General features: G+C 68.2%; 14 protein-coding genes and 1 pseudogene. 12 read left to right on the top strand and 3 right to left on the bottom strand.

Going from position 1 to position 16,273, the window contains the following annotated elements; translation table 11 throughout:
- The 11 genes and pseudogenes from JHD82_RS15105 to JHD82_RS15055 all read left to right on the top strand — a co-directional run.
- Nucleotides 1–556: pseudogene (locus JHD82_RS15105) on the top strand (hypothetical protein); the annotation flags it as partial.
- A gap of 167 nt (nucleotides 557–723) precedes the next feature.
- Nucleotides 724–1,836, top strand: coding sequence for a hypothetical protein (locus tag JHD82_RS15100; RefSeq protein WP_199137230.1), 1,113 nt, complete (start codon nucleotides 724–726; stop codon nucleotides 1,834–1,836).
- A gap of 22 nt (nucleotides 1,837–1,858) precedes the next feature.
- On the top strand, nucleotides 1,859–3,103 hold the full coding sequence (locus JHD82_RS15095; RefSeq protein WP_199137228.1) for a toxic anion resistance protein: 1,245 nt from the start codon (nucleotides 1,859–1,861) through the stop codon (nucleotides 3,101–3,103).
- A gap of 2 nt (nucleotides 3,104–3,105) precedes the next feature.
- Nucleotides 3,106–4,716 carry a VWA domain-containing protein gene (locus JHD82_RS15090; protein WP_199137232.1) on the top strand — a complete coding sequence of 537 codons (1,611 nt, stop codon included), beginning with the start codon at nucleotides 3,106–3,108 and terminating at the stop codon, nucleotides 4,714–4,716.
- Nucleotides 4,717–4,744: 28 nt separating this feature from the next.
- Complete coding sequence (locus tag JHD82_RS15085) at nucleotides 4,745–5,368, top strand: hypothetical protein (protein ID WP_123694597.1); 624 nt, start codon at nucleotides 4,745–4,747, stop codon at nucleotides 5,366–5,368.
- Nucleotides 5,369–5,844: 476 nt separating this feature from the next.
- The gene (locus JHD82_RS15080) at nucleotides 5,845–6,432 is read left to right on the top strand and encodes an aminodeoxychorismate/anthranilate synthase component II (RefSeq protein ID WP_012202700.1); all 588 of its coding nucleotides are present in this window, start codon (nucleotides 5,845–5,847) and stop codon (nucleotides 6,430–6,432) included.
- Between the two features lie 29 nt (nucleotides 6,433–6,461).
- Complete coding sequence (trpD, locus tag JHD82_RS15075) at nucleotides 6,462–7,496, top strand: anthranilate phosphoribosyltransferase (protein ID WP_013804671.1); 1,035 nt, start codon at nucleotides 6,462–6,464, stop codon at nucleotides 7,494–7,496.
- Between the two features lie 50 nt (nucleotides 7,497–7,546).
- A complete protein-coding gene (trpC, locus tag JHD82_RS15070) occupies nucleotides 7,547–8,350 on the top strand; it encodes an indole-3-glycerol phosphate synthase TrpC (protein WP_012202702.1) in 804 nt (267 codons plus the stop codon).
- Between the two features lie 183 nt (nucleotides 8,351–8,533).
- Entirely contained in the window at nucleotides 8,534–9,280 is a 747-nt protein-coding gene (locus tag JHD82_RS15065; RefSeq protein WP_199137226.1) for a hypothetical protein, read from the top strand.
- Nucleotides 9,281–9,298: 18 nt separating this feature from the next.
- Nucleotides 9,299–10,792: a fibronectin type III domain-containing protein gene (locus JHD82_RS15060; protein ID WP_199137224.1), complete on the top strand. Its 1,494-nt coding sequence runs from the start codon at nucleotides 9,299–9,301 to the stop codon at nucleotides 10,790–10,792.
- Nucleotides 10,793–10,949: 157 nt separating this feature from the next.
- Nucleotides 10,950–11,681, top strand: coding sequence for a uracil-DNA glycosylase (locus JHD82_RS15055; protein WP_043780562.1), 732 nt, complete (start codon nucleotides 10,950–10,952; stop codon nucleotides 11,679–11,681).
- On the opposite strand, the gene JHD82_RS15050 is transcribed toward JHD82_RS15055, so the two are convergent.
- Entirely contained in the window at nucleotides 11,675–13,708 is a 2,034-nt protein-coding gene (locus tag JHD82_RS15050; RefSeq protein WP_199137222.1) for an alkyl/aryl-sulfatase, read from the bottom strand. The genes JHD82_RS15055 and JHD82_RS15050 overlap by 7 nt on opposite strands.
- Nucleotides 13,709–13,797: 89 nt before the next feature.
- Here JHD82_RS15050 and JHD82_RS15045 point away from each other — a divergent pair, with 89 nt between their 5' ends.
- Nucleotides 13,798–14,511 carry a Crp/Fnr family transcriptional regulator gene (locus tag JHD82_RS15045; RefSeq protein WP_199137220.1) on the top strand — a complete coding sequence of 238 codons (714 nt, stop codon included), beginning with the start codon at nucleotides 13,798–13,800 and terminating at the stop codon, nucleotides 14,509–14,511.
- Nucleotides 14,512–14,681: 170 nt separating this feature from the next.
- Here the strand turns inward: JHD82_RS15045 and JHD82_RS15040 are convergent, their stop codons facing one another.
- Nucleotides 14,682–15,230 (bottom strand): ATP/GTP-binding protein, encoded by a 549-nt coding sequence (locus JHD82_RS15040; protein ID WP_199137218.1) that lies wholly within the window; start codon nucleotides 15,228–15,230, stop codon nucleotides 14,682–14,684.
- Nucleotides 15,223–15,882, bottom strand: a complete 660-nt coding sequence (locus tag JHD82_RS15035) for a hypothetical protein (RefSeq protein ID WP_199137216.1) — start codon at nucleotides 15,880–15,882, stop codon at nucleotides 15,223–15,225. Before JHD82_RS15035 ends, JHD82_RS15040 begins: the two co-directional genes overlap by 8 nt.
- Nucleotides 15,883–16,273: the final 391 nt, after the last annotated feature.

The raw sequence follows: 16,273 nt of genomic DNA, 5'->3' as shown, positions 1-16,273 counted from the left end.
GGTGGACATGTTCAAGAGTGCCTTCAGTCAGCTGCACAACGCGCAGGCGCCGGCCGCACCGGGCGCCATCGCCGCACCGGGCGCCATCGCCGCACTCGCCGGGCTGGAGCGTTCCGTGCAGTCCCTGCAAAGCGGCCTGGCCGATTTCCAGGCCAGCTTCAGCGGTGATTTCGAGAACACCAATGAATTCGGCGCCGTGACCGAAATCGGCCGCGCCGAGTACCAGGTGGGCCAGAAGACCACCCGGCAGTCCCGCGGCAGGGAGGGCGAGTCGATCGCCCAGGTGGTGACCGAGTCCCTGAACGCCGAGTCCAAAAAGGCGCGCAACCGCAGCATGCTGGATCTGCAGTCGGGCAACTATGACCTGACCAAGGTGCAGGACAGCCGCACCATCACCACGCTGATCGAGACAGCCGGCAAGCAGGTCACCGGCGCGCTGCGCAAGACGCAAGAGCGCCAGATGCAGACGTGGGACCAGCTGGTGGAGCACCGCACCCAGCAGCACCGCGAAACGCCCGGCGGGCGCAGCTTCACTGAGCAACTCGCGCTGAGGTAGTCGCGCTGAGATAGTCGCGTTGAGGTAGTCGCGGCGCGGGCCGGGCCGCGTGTCGTCGTTGTGTCACAAAACTTCCGTATAAGAAGTTTTTTTGAACAAGACATGACAACGGCCCGCGCGTTCATGACCGAATTTCATCTTGCCGTCATCCAGGGCGGAGCCTCTCAATGAACGCGCGCCGTGCTTTGGCGGCGGGGCTGGCGGCGCTGCTGCTGGCGGCCGTGGGCGGCGGCATCTGGTACTCGCGCACGGCCCTGGTGCAGGACCGCCAGGCGCAGCTGACGCAGCAGCAGTCCGTGACGGCACGCGGCCTGATCGGCTCCGAGAAGGAAGCCTTCTTCCAGGACGAGCGCGTGCGCGACGTGCTGGCGCGCCACGGCGTGACGGTGACGGTGCAAAAGGCCGGCTCGCGCAGCATTGCCAACAGCTACGACCCCAAGCAGTACGACTTCGGCTTTCCCTCGGGGGCGCCGGCTGCGGCCCAGCTCAAGGCGGCGGCCAGGGCCGGCACGGTCTACACGCCGTTCTACACGCCCATCGTGTTCGCCAGCTGGCGGCCCATTGCCGAGATCCTGATCGCCAACGGCGTTGCGCAAAAGCAGGGCGACTTCTTTTACGTGACCGATCTGCCGGCCCTGCTGGCCATGGCCGGCAAGGGCACGCGCTGGCGTGACCTGAAGGCCTCCGGCGCCTTTGCCACCGGCAAGGCCGTGCTGCCCGCCAGCACCGATGTGCGCAGCTCCAACAGCGCGGCCATGTACCTGGCGCTGGCCAGCTATGTGCTCAACGGCCAGCAGGTGGTGCAAAGCCCGGCCGACCTGGAGCGCGTGCTGCCCCAGGTGGGGCCGCTGTTTTTGCGCCAGGGCTTCCAGGAAAGCTCGTCGGCCGGCCCCTTCGAGGACTACCTGGCCCTGGGCATGGGCAAGGCGCCGCTGCTGGTGGCCTATGAATCGCAGCTGGTGGAGTTCCTGCTGCGCCACCCGCAGCGCAGAAGCGGCGAGATGGTGATGCTCTACCCGCAGCCCACGCTGTATTCCAAGCATGTGCTCGTGCCCTACACGCCTGCAGGCGATCGCGTGGGCCAGCTGCTCGAATCCGATCCGCAACTGCGCGCATTGGCGCAGGAATACGGCTTTCGCACCGGCGGCGACACGCACGGGCCCGAGCGCTGGGCCGGGCAGGGCGTGCAGGCGCCCGCGCAGCTGGTGGATGTGATCGAACCGCCCAGCCAGGAGTGGCTGGAGCGAATGATCGTGGACATGGAGCAGCGCTTCAAATGACCGAACGTTCCAGGAGCAACCGATGAGCAACACCCCCCAGACCACCACGGCCAGCGCCGCTGTGGCCGTGCCTGCACAGGCGCAGGATTTCGTGCTGGAGCCGCCTGCGCCCGCCCTGCCCGTGCCCATCGAGTCGGCCAGCGGCAAGGTCCGCCTCAAGGCCGAGGAAGTGCAGCAGCTGGACGCGCAGGTGGCGCAGTTCATCGACGACATCACCGCCAACGACAGCCAGTCGCCCGCGTTCAAGGGCGCGGTCGAGCGCATCCACGGCATGGGCAACAAGGAGGTGCAGGCCGCTGCCGCTGTCTCCAACCGCATGCTGGAGCGCCCCGTCAAGACGCTGAACAACGGCCTGTTCGACCAGGGCAGCCAGATCGGCCAGGGCCTGATCGACCTGCGTCGCCAGGTGGAGGCGCTGGACCCCTCGCGCCAGGACGACCTGTTCAAGCCGCGCAAGCTGCTGGGCCTGATCCCCATGGGCAACAGGCTGGTGGACTACTTCGACAAGTTCCAGTCCAGCCAGAGTCACCTGAACGCCATCATCGACAGCCTCAAGCGCGGCAAGGATGAGCTGCTGCGCGACAACGCCGCCATCGAGCAGGAAAAGGCCAACCTGTGGGGCCTGATGGAGCGGCTGGAGAAATACATCCACATCGGCAAGAAGCTGGACGCGGCGCTGGAGGCCAAGGCTGCACAGCTGGACGCCAGCGACCCCGAAAAGGCCCGCGTGGTGCGCGAGGACATGCTGTTCTACGCACGCCAGAAGGTCACCGACCTGCTCACCCAGATGGCGGTGAACGTGCAGGGCTACCTGGCGCTGGACCTGGTGCGCAAGAACAACCTCGAACTGGCCAAGGGCGTGGACCGCGCGACCACCACCACGGTCTCCGCCCTGCGCACGGCTGTCATCGTGGCGCAGGCGCTGGCCAACCAGAAGCTGGTGCTGGACCAGATCACGGCGCTGAACACCACCACGGGCAACCTGATCGCCGGCACCAGCGAGCTGCTGCGCGAGCAAAGCGGGAAGATCCACGAGCAGGCGGCCGGCAGCACCATCGACATCGCCAAACTTCAGCAGGCCTTCGGCAACATCTACCAGACCATGGACGCCATGGCCGACTTCAAGGTCAAGGCCCTGGCCTCCATGCAGACCACGGTGGACACGCTGTCGCAGGAGGTGGACAAGTCCCGCGCCTATCTGGAAAAGAGCCGCCGCGAGGCCGTGCGCGAGGCGCTGCAGGCGCCCGCCGGCGAGGTGGTGCTGTGAGCATGTTCCGGCGCCTGGCGGCCTGGTGGCTGCTGGGCCTTGCGCTGGCCCTGGCCGGCTGCGGCAAGTCGCCCGAACCCGCGCAGCAGGCCGCCGCCAAGTCCGATCCGTCCGCCGCTCCCCAGGGTGCATTCACCGTGCTGGCCGGCTCCGAGCTCAAGGACGTGGCGCCCGCGCTGGAGCAGGCCGCCACGGCGGCGGGCGTGCCGCTCAAGCTCAGCTATGCGGGCACGCTGGAGATGGTCGAGCGCATCAATGCGGGCGAGCAGTACGACGCCATCCTGCCGCCCAATGGCGCCTATCCCGCGCTGGCGCTGGCGAACAAGCCGCTGGCGCGCGAAAAGCTTTTCTACTCGCGCGTGGCCCTGGGCGTGAAGGCCCCCGTGCTGCAAAAGCTGGGCTGGGACAAGGCACCGCCCACCTGGGCCGACATCGCACGCGCTGCCGCCCAGGGCCGGCTGCGCTACGGCATGACCAATCCGGCCAGCTCCAACACCGGCATGAGCGCGCTGTTCGCCGTGGCCTCTGCCGTGGCCGGCAAGACCGAGGACCTGGACGCCAGGGAGGTCAATGCCAAGGTGCTCAAGGACTTCCTGTCGGGTCAGAAGCTCACCGCCGGCAGCTCCGGCTGGCTGGCCGAGGCCTTCGAGCGCGAGCCCGGCGCCGTCGATGCGCTGGTCAACTACGAGGCCGTGATCCTGCGCCTGAACGAGAAGCTGCCCGCCGCCGACCGGCTCACCCTGGTCTACCCGCGCGACGGCGTGATCTCGGCCGACTATCCGCTGATGCTGCTCAACGCTGCGCGGCGCGCAGACTATGACCGGCTGGTCGCCCAGTTCAAGGCCCCCGCCTTCCAGGGCCAGCCGCTGCGCCAGGCCCAGCTGCGCCCCGCCAGCCCCGAGGCACAGGCCAGCCCGGCGCTGCCCACGGCGCCCGTGGTGGAGTTGAGCTTTCCGAACCGGCTGGAGGTGATCGATGCCGTGCTCTCGGCCTACCAGAGCGATCTGCGCCGCCCGGCCACCAGCATCTTCGTGCTGGACGTGAGCGGCTCCATGAAGGGTGCACGGCTGGCGCAGATGAAGGAGGCGCTCAAGCTGCTGTCCGGCGCCGAGGCATCGGCCGCCAGCCAGCGCTACGCCGCCTTCCAGGCGCGCGAACGCGTGCTGCTGATTCCGTTCTCGGGCCTGGTCGGCCAGCCCGCGCGCGTGCAGTTCGCGGCGGGCGACCTGCAGGCCGCAAGCGCCCAGGTGCTGGCCTATGCCGACAGCCTGGTGGCCGACGGCGGCACGGCCATCTATGACGCGCTCACGCTGGCCCAGCAGCAGGCACGCCAGGAACTGCGGGCCGATCCCGAGCGCTTCGTCAGCATCGTGCTGCTGACCGATGGCGCCAACACGGCCGGCCGCGACTGGGCCGCATTCGAGCGCGAGCAGCGCATGGCGCGCGACGGCGGCGCGCCGCTGGTGCGCGTCTTTCCCATCATCTTTGGCGAGGCGCAGTCCGGCGAAATGCAGGCCCTGGCCGCGCTGACGGGCGGGCGCGCCTTCGATGCGCGCAACACCGGCAAGAGCGGGCTGCCGCTGGTGTTCAAGGAAATCCGGGGCTACCAGTGACAGCGCCGCCAGCGATCGGACCTGCCTGATGCGCCGCCTGCAGCTTTTCTTCTACGGCAACGGCAACCTCGCCGGGCTGGCGCTGGCCCTGCTGGGGCCGGTGCTGCTGTTCGCGGGCGTGATCGGTGCCGGCTGGGGCTGGATCACGCTGGGCCTGTACGTCGCGGGCCTGCTGCTGGGCTGGGCCCTGCAGCCCGCGGGTGCCAGCTTCGAGCGGGCGCTGCAGCAGCACTGGAGCGCCGAGGACATCCGCGAACGCATCGACGAGCTGGTGCAAAAGGCCCGCCCGATGCTCACGCCCGAGATGCAAAAGCACCTGGACAGCGTGCGCGGCTCGGTGCACGAGGTGCTGCCCTCGCTGGCCGAGGCCGGCCCGGTCTTCAACGACGGCCTGTTCACCGTGCGCGAGACGGTGCTGCAGTACCTGCCCGCCACGCTGTCGCACTATGCGGCGCTGCCGCCGCTGTTCCGTGTCACCCAGCCCGTGCAGGACGGCAAGACGGCCAGGCAACTGCTGACCGAGCAGCTGGCGCTGCTGGCCGGGCAGATGCAGCAGGTGGTGGCCCATGTGGCGGCCAGCGATGCGCAGGCGCTGCTGGCCAACGGGCGCTTTTTGAAGCAGAAGTTCGACCAGCCGGATTTCCTGAAATAGAGCACCCCCTGAGCGGCTGCGCCGCTTCCCCCTCTCGAGGGGGACGACACCTTCGGTGCGGGGCGGCCCTTCCTCGGTGTCCCTGAGTTGGGCAGCGCGTGTTCATGGATTGGGGCTGTGTTAGCATGCTTCGCCATGCAGCCTGCTGCATTCCCGTCTTCCAGACACTTGAACTCTCGATCCAAGACAGCCATGAACGGTACGCCCGTTTCGATCATCGTTGCACAGTGGTGGCGCTTCCAATAAGGAAGCGGCACGTCGTTGCGGTTGCGTACCGCGCCTTGCCGCCGTGACGGCAGCAAGGCTCACCCAGCAGATGGCTCCCCGGCACGGCGGCTCCCAGAACCCAGGAGATTGCCCAGATGCCCTCAGATTCCCTCTTCCAGACCCAGGCAGCATTGCGCGCATTCCCGCGCCAGCCTTCGCTGCGGCATGCCCGCGCCACCCGATTTTCCCTTTGAGACCCAGGAGCCGGTATGACCAGACTGCTGATGATCGACAACTACGACAGCTTCACCTACAACATCGTCCAGTACTTCGGCGAGCTGGGTGCCGATGTCACCGTGGTGCGCAATGACGAGGCCACGCTGGACGAGGTGATCGCCCTGGTCGAGCGCGAGAAGATCGACCGACTTGTGATCTCGCCCGGCCCCTGCTCGCCGGCCGAAGCCGGCATTTCCGTGGCCGCCATCCAGCACTTCGCGGGCCGCCTGCCCATCCTGGGCGTGTGCCTGGGCCACCAGAGCATTGGCGCGGCCTTCGGCGGCGACATCGTGCGCGCGGGCCAGCAGATGCATGGCAAGACCAGCGTCATCACCACCGACCGCAAGGGCGTGTTCGCCGACCTGCCCGAGCAGTTCACGGTCAACCGCTACCACTCGCTGGCCATTGCGCGCTCCAGCCTGCCCGAATGCCTGGAGATCACGGCCACCAGCGAGGACGGCGAGATCCAGGGCGTGCGCCACACCAGCCTGGCCATCGAGGGCGTGCAATTCCACCCCGAGAGCATCCTCACCGAGCATGGCCACGCCATGCTCAAGAATTTCCTGGAACAGAAGGCCTGAGCAGGCCGGCACCCAACCGAGACACCGCAATGACCCAGATCACCCCCCAGGAAGCGCTGCAGCGCACCATCGAGCACCGCGAAATCTTCCACGACGAGATGCTGCACCTGATGCGCCTGATCATGCGCGGCGAGCTGTCGCCCGTGATGACGGCCGCCATCGTCACCGGCCTGCGCGTGAAGAAGGAGACCATCGGCGAGATCACGGCCGCGGCCGAGGTCATGCGCGAGTTCTCCAACAAGGTCCATGTGGAGGACAAGCGCCACCTGGTGGACATCGTGGGCACGGGCGGCGACGGCGCCAACACCTTCAACATCTCCACCTGCTCCATCTTCGTGATCGCGGCGGCGGGCGGCAAGGTCAGCAAGCACGGCGGGCGCAGCGTCAGCAGCAAGAGCGGCAGCGCCGACGCCATGGAGGCGCTGGGCGTCAACATCCAGCTCAGCCCCGAGCAGATCGCGCGCAGCATCGCCGACGTGGGCATCGGCTTCATGTTCGCGCCCAACCACCACCCGGCCATGAAGAACGTGGCGCCCGTGCGCAAGGAGCTGGGCGTGCGCACCATCTTCAACATCCTGGGCCCGCTGACCAATCCGGCCAGCGCGCCCAACATCCTCATGGGCGTGTTCCACGAGGACCTGGTCGGCATCCAGGTGCGCGCGCTGCAGCGCCTGGGCGCCGAGCACGCCATCGTGGTCTATGGCCGCGACGGCCTGGACGAGATCAGCCTGGGCGCTGGCACCCTGGTGGGCGAGCTCAAGGACGGCGTGGTGCGCGAGTACGAGATCCATCCCGAGGACTTCGGCCTGCGCATGGTGGGCACGCGCGCCTTCAAGGTGGACAATCCCGAGGAATCCAAGGCCATGCTGCTGGGCGTGCTCCATGGCGAAAAGAGTGCCGCGCGCGACATCGTCTGCCTGAACGCGGGTGCCGCCCTGTATGCGGCCAACGTGGCCTCCAGCATCGAGGACGGCATGGCCCGCGCCCAGGCGGCGCTGGACAGCGGCGCGGCCCTGGCCAAGCTCAACGAACTCGTGGCCTACACGGCCCGGCTGACGGCCTGAGCCGCGCAGCCCCCATCGACCACCGAATACAAGAAACCAAGGAAAGCAACGTGTCCGACATCCTCAAGCAAATCTGCGACGTGAAAGTGCAGGAAGTGGCCGCCGCCCAGAAGCGCATGCCCTTCGCGGACATGCGCCGCGACGCCGAAAGCCGCGTGCTCACGCGCGACTTCGTGGGCGCGCTGCGCGCCAAGATCGCCGCCGGCCAGGCCGGCGTGATCGCCGAGATCAAGAAGGCCAGCCCCAGCAAGGGCGTGATCCGCGAGGACTTCATCCCCGCCGACATCGCGCAAAGCTATGCCGATGGCGACGGCAAGGGCGTCAGCGCCGCCTGCCTCTCGGTGCTGACCGACAAGCAGTTCTTCCAGGGCAGCGTGGACTATCTCAAGCAGGCGCGCGCCAGCTGCCACCTGCCCGTGCTGCGCAAGGACTTCATGGTCGATCCCTACCAGATCTACGAATCGCGGGCCATGGGCGCCGACTGCGTGCTGCTGATCGCCGCCTGCCTGGACGACGCGCAGATGGCCGAGATGGAACAGATCGCCCACAGCCTGGACATGGCCGTGCTGGTCGAGGTCCATGACGGCGCCGAGCTGGACCGCGCCCTGCGGCTCAAGACGCCGCTGGTGGGCATCAACAACCGCAACCTGCGCAGCTTCGAGGTCAGCATTCAGACCACGCTGGACCTGCAAAAGAACGTGCCCGCCGACCGCCTGCTGGTCACCGAGTCGGGCATCGGCAGCCGCGAGGACGTCAAGGCCATGCGCGATGCCGGCATCCACAGCTTCCTGGTGGGCGAGGCCTTCATGCGCGCCAAGGAGCCGGGAGAGGCGCTGGCCAAGCTGTTTGCCTGAAGCCAAGACCGGATCGGTCCCTCGGTGGTGCGCCACCGAAGCAGCCCGCCGCAGCCATGCGTGCGGGCTTTTTTGTGCAAATAGTGTTTCTAAAAGTTTTTCGTTTGCATGATAATTATTGACAATGCGCATGAAATGCCGATCCGGCACCATGGCCGCAGCCCATCGCCTACGGAGACTCCGATGTCGTTCATGCCCCGTGCCCCTTTCCCGTCCAGCCGCGGCTGGGCTGCCCTCATCGTTTGCGCATCTGCCGCGCTGGCATCGTCCGGCGCCTGGGCACAGGCCACGCGCACCTGGGTCTCGGGCGTGGGCGATGACGTCAACCCCTGCAGCCGCACGGCTCCCTGCAAGACGTTTGCGGGGGCCATCTCCAAGACGGCCGCCAAGGGTGAGATCAATGTGCTGGACCCGGGCGGATTCGGTGCGATCACCATCACCAAGTCCATCACCATTGACGGCAGCGGCGGTGCCATCGCCGGCGTGCTGGTGTCGGGCACGAACGGCATCACTGTCTCTGCAAACCCTTCGGATACCGTGGTGCTCAGGAGCCTGGACATCAACGGCGTTGACCAGGGCCTGTCCGGAGTGAACATCCTGCAGGCCGGCAAGGTGGTGGTGGAGAACGTCAAGATCCAGGGCTTCGCGCAGGCGGCGGTCAGGGTGGACGCTGCAGCCACCAACACCTCTGTGCTCGTGCAAGGCTCGCAACTGCTGGGCAATGTGCAGCCGGTCCAGGGCGATGCAGCCCGCGCCGCCATCAGTGTCCAGAGCACGACCGCCCAGGTCTACCTGTCCAACACCACGGTGTTCGGCAATGACAAGGCGTTCAACGCTGTGGCTGGCGGGAAGATCACCTCGTTCAACAACAACCGGGTCATGGGCAACACCCAGGACAGCGCGCCCACCGAAACCGTCTACGAACGCTGATCGGCGCAAGGCAGCATCATGCACAGCGTAAAAGGCGTTGCCCGCAAGTCCTGTCTGGGGCTTGCGGTGTTTGCGGCCCTGGGCCCGGCGCAAGCCGCCGAACTGCTGGCCAACGGCAGTTTCGAGCAGAACTCCGGTCCGGGTTCCCTGGTTTTCACGGGCTGGCAATCCGTGTCCCAGGCCGGCTCCAAGGGCGGCTTCGCCGCCCAGCAAGGCGCCAGGGGCGCCATCACGCCCGTGGCCGTGCCTGCACCTCCCGACGGGGCATTTGCCCTCATGAGCGACCAGCCCGGCCCCGGCAGCCATGTGCTCTACCAGGACGTCGCCATTCCGGCGGGCAGCCCGGCCACGCTGAGCGCCCGCGTCTATGTCCAGAATGCGGCCAAGGTCGCTGCGGCGCCGGCCACGCTTGACTACACGGTGGCTGCGCCCAACCAGCAGGTGCGCATCGACGTCATGAACCCTGCCACCGCGCCCGACAGCCTGGGCGCCGGTGTGCTGGCCAACGTCTTCCAGTGGCCGCCGGCCACGGCGCCCGGTCCTTCGGCCAGCGGCAGCGGCTACCAGTCGCTGCAGTTCGACCTGTCGGCCTACGCAGGCCAGACCGTGCGCCTGCGCATTGCCGAGGTGGACAACCGGCAAAGCCTGTTCTTCGGCGTGGATGCGATGAGCGTCTGGTCCGGCAGCGTTCCGGGCGCACTGCAGCCACCTGCCGATACGGGCTTTTTCGCGCAGGGCACGGCCGTGCAGCTGACCTTCGATCCGGTGGCCTCCATCCCCGGCCAGACGGTCACGGGCTATGTGGCGCAATGCGTCCCGCAAGGCGGCGGCGCGGTGCTGACGGGCACGTCCAGCAATCCGACGGTGGCGGTCAACGGCCTGACGCCCGGCGTGGCCTACAACTGCAGCGTGGCGGCACAGTCCAGCAGCGGCGCGGGGCCCGCCTCGCAGCCCCTGACGGTCAACGCCCCTGTCGCTGGCGCCACCACCATCTCGACCCTGCAAGGCGGCAGCGCGACGCTGACCGTCAGCAATCCGGCCAGCGGCTGCAGCCTGCAATCGGCATCGCTGGTGCGCGCGCAAAGCCTGCCTGCTGCACCACCCCAGGGTGCAGCGGCCTATCCGCTGGGTGTGCTGGACCTGCGCTCGTCGGGCTGCAACTCAGGCGCGACGCTGAAGCTCAGCGTCACCATGCCGCAGGCCCTGCCTGCGGGTGCCCAGTACTGGAAGTACGGCCCCACGGCGGCCAACCCGGCACCGCACTGGTATGCCTTCAACGACGGCTTCAAGGTGATCTCGGCCAATACCTACACCCTGGAAGTCCAGGACGGCGGCCTGGGCGACGATGACCTGCAGGCCAATGGCGTGGTGGTCGATCCGGGCGGCATCATGGTGATGGCGGCGACCTCTGCTGCAGCCATTCCCGTGTGGAACCTCGCGGGTCTGGCGGCCACATCGGCCTCGGTGCTGCTGGCCATGGCGGCAATGCGCCGGCGCCGCCGGACGCGCTGATGCGCTGACGTGCATGTCGCACACGCCGGGCGGCTGTGCGACTGCGGGTATCCTCAGGACATCAATGCACCGGCCGCGCGCCGGTGCATTCCCGTTTCTTTCGTACCTTCGAGGAACCACCATCGCGCGCCATGCGTGCGCTGGTGCCCCATCCGCCATGGCCCTTCAAGACGACGCAATCGCCCCGGCGCAAGCCGACCAACTCCAATCCGCTGATCCCGCCGACTGGCCCGTTGCGCCCGACTGGCAGCCCCTGGTCGAGGACTTCTTCGCGGGTGCCACGGGCCAGCAGCTGCTGACCTTTCTGCACCAGCGCCTGGAAGCCGGCGCCGTGATCTTTCCGCCCCAGCCGCTGCGCGCGCTGGAGCTGACCCCGCCCGAGGAAGTGCGCGTGGTCATCCTGGGGCAGGACCCCTACCACGGCCGGGGGCAGGCCGAAGGCCTGTCGTTCTCGGTGGCGCCGGGCGTTCGCATGCCGCCCTCGCTGCAGAACATCTTCAAGGAGATGCAGCGTGACCTGGGCGTGCCCTTTCCGCCGTTTCCCAACCCGGGCGGCAGCCTGGTCAAGTGGGCCAGGAACGGCGTGCTGCTGCTCAACACCTGTCTCACGGTGGAGGAAGGCCAGGCGGCCAGCCACTCGGGCAAGGGCTGGGAGCTGCTGACCGATGCGGTGATCCGGCACATCGCCCAGGGCGCGCGCCCCGTGGTCTTCATGCTCTGGGGCAGCCATGCGCAGTCCAAGCGCGCCTTCATTCCGGCCGACCGGGGCCATCTGGTGCTGACCAGCAACCATCCCTCGCCGCTGTCGGCGCTGCGCCCGCCCGTGCCCTTCATCGGCAACGGGCACTTCGGCAAGGCGCGCGACTTCCGCGCCCAGCACGGTTACTGAGCGGCCCGCTCGGGGCGTGGCTCCACCATGGGGAACACGCTGTCGAAGCGGTCCAGCATGGACATGAGCGCCGTCACCTTGGAGGCGTCGCCCTCGATGCGCAGCTGGCCACTCTTGATGGCCTCGGCCATCGTGGTCTCCTGGCCTGCAATGGCGTCCAGCGTGGCGCGCGTCAGGCGCAGGCTGGCATGGGCGGCGGGCGCAAGGCCCGGGCTCTGGGTGAGGGCGCTGTTCTCCAGGTTCAGGCTGCGCTGCTCGCCGGTGTCGGTGAAGGTCCAGTTGAGCACGATGCGCTGGCCTGCGGCCTTGCCCGCGTCCAGCCGCACGCCCAGGTAGTCGAAGAACATCTCCAGCGGCAGGCTGCGCACCAGGTCGCGCGCGGTGCTGCCGGGCCTGGGCAGCTGGGGCACGCCCTGGCGCAGTTCCGCCGCGCCCTGCAGGAAGGCGTTGCGGGCCGTGGCCGATTCCATCTGGTAGCCCAGCTGTTCATAGGCATTGGCCGCCAGGCGGCGTGCTGCCTGGTTGGCCGGGTCGGCAAAGACCAGCTGCGAGGCGATCTGCGCCACCCAGCGGTATTCGCCGCGTTCGTAGTCGGCCTGCGCACGGCGCAGCACGGCGTCGGCGCCACCCATGTATTCCACGGTCTTGCGCGCGGCGGGCACGGGCGGCAGCGCTTCCAGCTGGGCCGGGTTGCCTTCGTAGTAGCCCAGGTAGTGCTGGTAGATGGCGCGGATGTTGTGGCGCAGGTGGCCGTAGAAGGCATGCGTTGCGCCGTCGCGGGCCAGGGATTCGGGCATCTTCAGCATCTCGGCGATCTCCGAGCCCACGTAGCCGTGGTTCATGAGGCGCACGGTCTGGTCGTGCAGGTATTTGTAGGTGTCGCGCTGGCCGGCCAGCATGCGCTGCAGCCGGGGCTGGCCCCAGACCGGCCAGTGGTGCTGGGCGATCAGGATCTCGGCCTTGCCGCCATAGGTGTGCAGGGCGTCGTTCAGGTGGCGGGACCAGCCCAGCGCGTCACGCACCTGGGCGCCGCGCAGCGGCAGCAGGTTGTGCTGGGTGTGCACGGCGATCTCGGCCATGTTCAGCACCTTGAGCTGGGGGTAGTACATGATCATCTCGGCCGGCGCCTCGGCCCCGGGCGTGAGCGCGAACTCGATGTCCACGCCGTCGATGCGCAGGGTCTCGCGCGGCTTGTCGATCACGCGCGTGGGCGCGATCAGCCCCATGGTGCCGGGCGCACCCGCCTTGCCCAGCCCTGCGTCCACCTGTCCCCTGGCATCGCGCGGCAGCAGCATGCCGAACTGGTAGAGCGCGCGCCGGCCCATGGCGTGGCCGGCGATCACGTTCTCGCCCACGGCCTCGGCCATGAAGCCCGCCGGGGCGATGACCTGCACGCGGCCCGCATCCACCTCTTCCTGGCGCACCACGCCGCGCACGCCGCCGAAATGGTCCACATGGCTGTGCGAGTAGACGACGGCCACCACGGGCTTGCGCGGGCGGTGCTGGAAGTACAGGTCCATGGCGGCCTGGGCGGTCTCGGTGTACATCAGCGGATCGACCACGATCAGGCCGGTCTCGCCCTCGATGATGCTCATGTTCGACAGGTCCAGGCCGCGCACCTGGTAGAGCCTGTCGGTCACCTGGAACAGGCCGCTGACGCGGTTGCGCTGGGCCTGGCGCCACAGCGCGGGGTGCACGGTGTCGGGCGCATGGTCCTGCTCCAGGAAGGCATAGGACTGCATGCTCCAGATGGGACGGCCCTGGGCATTGCGCACGACCAGGGTGTCGGCCGGTGCGATCAGGCCGCGCCGGGCGTCCTCCATGGCCTGCGCATCGTCCAGCGGCTGCTGTGCCAAGGCCGCCTGCTGGGCCGCGCGCGTGACGGCGCTGGCCGGCTGGGGCCTGGCCATGTCGGAGACGGGCAGGGTGCTTTGGGCGCAGGCGCCCAGCAAAGCGGCTGTGGCCAGGCTGGCCAGCAGGCGGGAAGGGCGCGCCAGCGCGCGGGGCAGGGAGTGTGAGGCTTGCATGGAAAGGTCTCCTGGCATGTGTTCGATGTCAGCGGCGAAAATACGCAGGCCCGCCGGCTGTGTCTGTCAGCCACCCGACATCCCCTCTCATGCAAACTGCCCACGCCTCTTCCTACCTGCCCACGCTGCGCGCCGGCCGCTGGTTCAGCGCACTGGCGCCGCAGTTTGCCGATTTGCTGCTGGCGCTGGCGCAGCAGCGCAGCCTGGAGACGGGCGAGGCCCTGTTCCTGCGCGGCGATGCGCTGGAGGGCGGGCTGTTCGCCGTGGTCCGGGGCAGCATCGGTTTCTCCGGTGTGGGTGGCCAGAGCGAGCAGGTGCGCGAGGCCCTGCTCACGCGCATGGGACCGGCCACCTGGTTTGGCGAGATCGCGCTGTTCGACGGTTCGCCGCGCACCCACGATGCCCACGCCATGGAGCCCAGCGTGGTGCTGCAGGTGCCGCGCCAGCCGCTGCTGGACTGGCTGCAGCAGCACCCCGCGCACTGGCATGACCTGGGCGTGCTGATGTCGGGGCGCATGCGCGCGGCCTTTGCGGCGCTGGAGGATCTGGCCCTGCTGCCCGCGCCCCAGCGGCTGGCGCGCCGCCTGGTGGCCATGGCGCGCGGCTACGGCGAGCGGCTGGACGACGTGCCGGCCCGGCCGCGCCTGGATATCACGCAGGAGCAACTGGCGCGCATGCTGTCGATCTCGCGCCAGACCACCAACGTGCTGCTGCAGGGCCTGCAGGCGCGGGGCCTCATCCGGGTGCAGCGCGGCGAGATCGAGATCCTGCAGTGGCAGGCGCTGTGCGCCGAGCGGTTCTGAGAAGGCCCATCAATGCAGCGCTACGCGCTGCAGGCCGCCTGTTACAGACCACCAGCACGCCTTCCACGCCCTGCACCTTGCGCCGCGCCAGCGCGAGATGGGCCTTGGCCTTGTCGAGCACCAGGGAGAGGAACAGTCCCTCGCGGTGGGCGCGCGCCTTCAGGGCGGGGTCATTCTTCATGGGGGCTGTCCTGCGACAGGGCTTCGATCTGCAGCAGCAGCAACTCGATCAGTGCCACCACCTGCGCGCGCTCGCGCACATCGGCCGGCACCACCGGGCACAGCAGGCCACGCGACTGCAGGTGCAGGGCAAATCCTTCGAGGTCGGGCCGGCCATGCCGGTCCATGCGGCACACGGCCACCACGCAGGCCGTGGTGCGCAGCGTGGCGGACAGGGCATTGATGTAGGTATCCAGGTCGCCCAGTGGGTCGGGCCGGCTGTTGTCGATCAGCAGGATCACCCCCAGCGCGCCGTGCGAGAGGATGTTCCACATGAAGTCGAAGCGCTCCTGGCCCGGTGTGCCGTACAGGTACAGTTTTTCGCCGTTGTCCAGGGTGAGTTCTCCGTAGTCCATGCCGGCGGTGGTCAGGGCCTTGTCCACTGCCGCATCGGTGTTGCGCACGTCGGTGCTTACCGGCGCGATCTCGCTGACGGCGCGTATGGCGGTGGTCTTGCCCGCGCCCGCGGTTCCGCAAATCAGGATCTTCAGCTCACTCATGCACGGAGGCTCTCGTCAATTGGGCAAGCCGCTGGCGGATGCGGCCGAGAATGCCCTGGGCAGGACCCGGGGCAGCGTTGCTGCGGGGTGCCGTGGCGGTCCAGCGCAGCAGGCCGATGGCGTCGAGGCGGTTCAGGAAGGCCGCGCAGATCTCCGGCGCAAGGCCCGAGCGCCGGCACAGCGCCTGCAAGGTGGTGGGCCGGCCCGTCATCAACGTTGCCAGGCGCATGTGGTGCGCGCTTGTCAGCAGCCGCTGGGGCGGCCAGCGCAGCAGCTGCACCAGCATGTCGGTCGCCGCTGCCGGGTGGGGTGCCGCCACCATGCGTTGCCCGGACGCCGTCTGGCGCACGGCCAGGGCGCGCAGGCCCATGGCATTGAGGCAGTCCTCCACCGCGTCGGCGCGCAGGGGCAGGCTCAGGTAGTCCCCCGTGGGGCGGGTGCTCTGGGGCTGGCGGCCCACGCGCAGCGTCACCCGGCTGGACGGCGGCTCGTGCACGCCGTCATGCAGTACCACCAGATCGGCCGAGGATTCCGTCCATTCCCAGCGGTGCTGCGTGCGGTGGTCCACCAGCCGCACGAAGGAGCGGAACAGCCTGGCGTCGCGGTCATCGAGGCCGCGCAGCGTGAAGGTGAGCGCGGGACGCTCATCCATGCCGCATTGCCTTCAGCAATTGCAGCCGCAACCGCAACCGTAGTTGCCGTGCCTGCAGGCTCCGGCCTGCCTGTTTCCTTGTGCCCATCACGTCGCCGTTTCCTGTCCTGAATGCGCCGCACGGCAAAGCAAGCCGCGCATGCCAATGATTTCAAAGGAGATGCGGGCGCATCATAGGAAGCGCTTGGAGCGGAAGCGGGCAGTTCGCCAGCGTGATTCGGAATCGTCCGATATGTATCCGGATCAGTCCTAGCGCATTGCGTTCCTGCAGCGAGGCTTCAGACGCTTTGAGCGGTTTTTTGGTCGCTTCCGGATTTTCGGAGCCATGGCGGCGCTGAAAAACAGGAGTTATCTGGTTGTTGTAACCAAGACCTTGGAATGCATTGCAAAT

Origin of the sequence: Delftia sp. ASV31 (genome assembly GCF_016428765.1) — a bacterium.
Classification (GTDB): Bacteria; Pseudomonadota; Gammaproteobacteria; order Burkholderiales; family Burkholderiaceae_C; genus Comamonas; species Comamonas acidovorans.
This window is presented reverse-complemented; position numbering and strand designations above follow the sequence as displayed.

Coding starts and splice junctions, on each gene's coding strand:
- JHD82_RS15045 (WP_199137220.1), top strand. CDS start 13,798: ATGCAAACTGCCCACGCCTCTTCCTACCTGCCCACGCTGCGCGCCGGC.
- JHD82_RS15050 (WP_199137222.1), bottom strand. CDS start 13,708: ATGCAAGCCTCACACTCCCTGCCCCGCGCGCTGGCGCGCCCTTCCCGC.
- JHD82_RS15080 (WP_012202700.1), top strand. CDS start 5,845: ATGACCAGACTGCTGATGATCGACAACTACGACAGCTTCACCTACAAC.
- JHD82_RS15100 (WP_199137230.1), top strand. CDS start 724: ATGAACGCGCGCCGTGCTTTGGCGGCGGGGCTGGCGGCGCTGCTGCTG.
- JHD82_RS15055 (WP_043780562.1), top strand. CDS start 10,950: ATGGCCCTTCAAGACGACGCAATCGCCCCGGCGCAAGCCGACCAACTC.
- JHD82_RS15060 (WP_199137224.1), top strand. CDS start 9,299: ATGCACAGCGTAAAAGGCGTTGCCCGCAAGTCCTGTCTGGGGCTTGCG.
- JHD82_RS15095 (WP_199137228.1), top strand. CDS start 1,859: ATGAGCAACACCCCCCAGACCACCACGGCCAGCGCCGCTGTGGCCGTG.
- JHD82_RS15035 (WP_199137216.1), bottom strand. CDS start 15,882: ATGGATGAGCGTCCCGCGCTCACCTTCACGCTGCGCGGCCTCGATGAC.
- JHD82_RS15040 (WP_199137218.1), bottom strand. CDS start 15,230: ATGAGTGAGCTGAAGATCCTGATTTGCGGAACCGCGGGCGCGGGCAAG.
- JHD82_RS15090 (WP_199137232.1), top strand. CDS start 3,106: ATGTTCCGGCGCCTGGCGGCCTGGTGGCTGCTGGGCCTTGCGCTGGCC.
- JHD82_RS15085 (WP_123694597.1), top strand. CDS start 4,745: ATGCGCCGCCTGCAGCTTTTCTTCTACGGCAACGGCAACCTCGCCGGG.
- JHD82_RS15065 (WP_199137226.1), top strand. CDS start 8,534: ATGTCGTTCATGCCCCGTGCCCCTTTCCCGTCCAGCCGCGGCTGGGCT.
- trpD (WP_013804671.1), top strand. CDS start 6,462: ATGACCCAGATCACCCCCCAGGAAGCGCTGCAGCGCACCATCGAGCAC.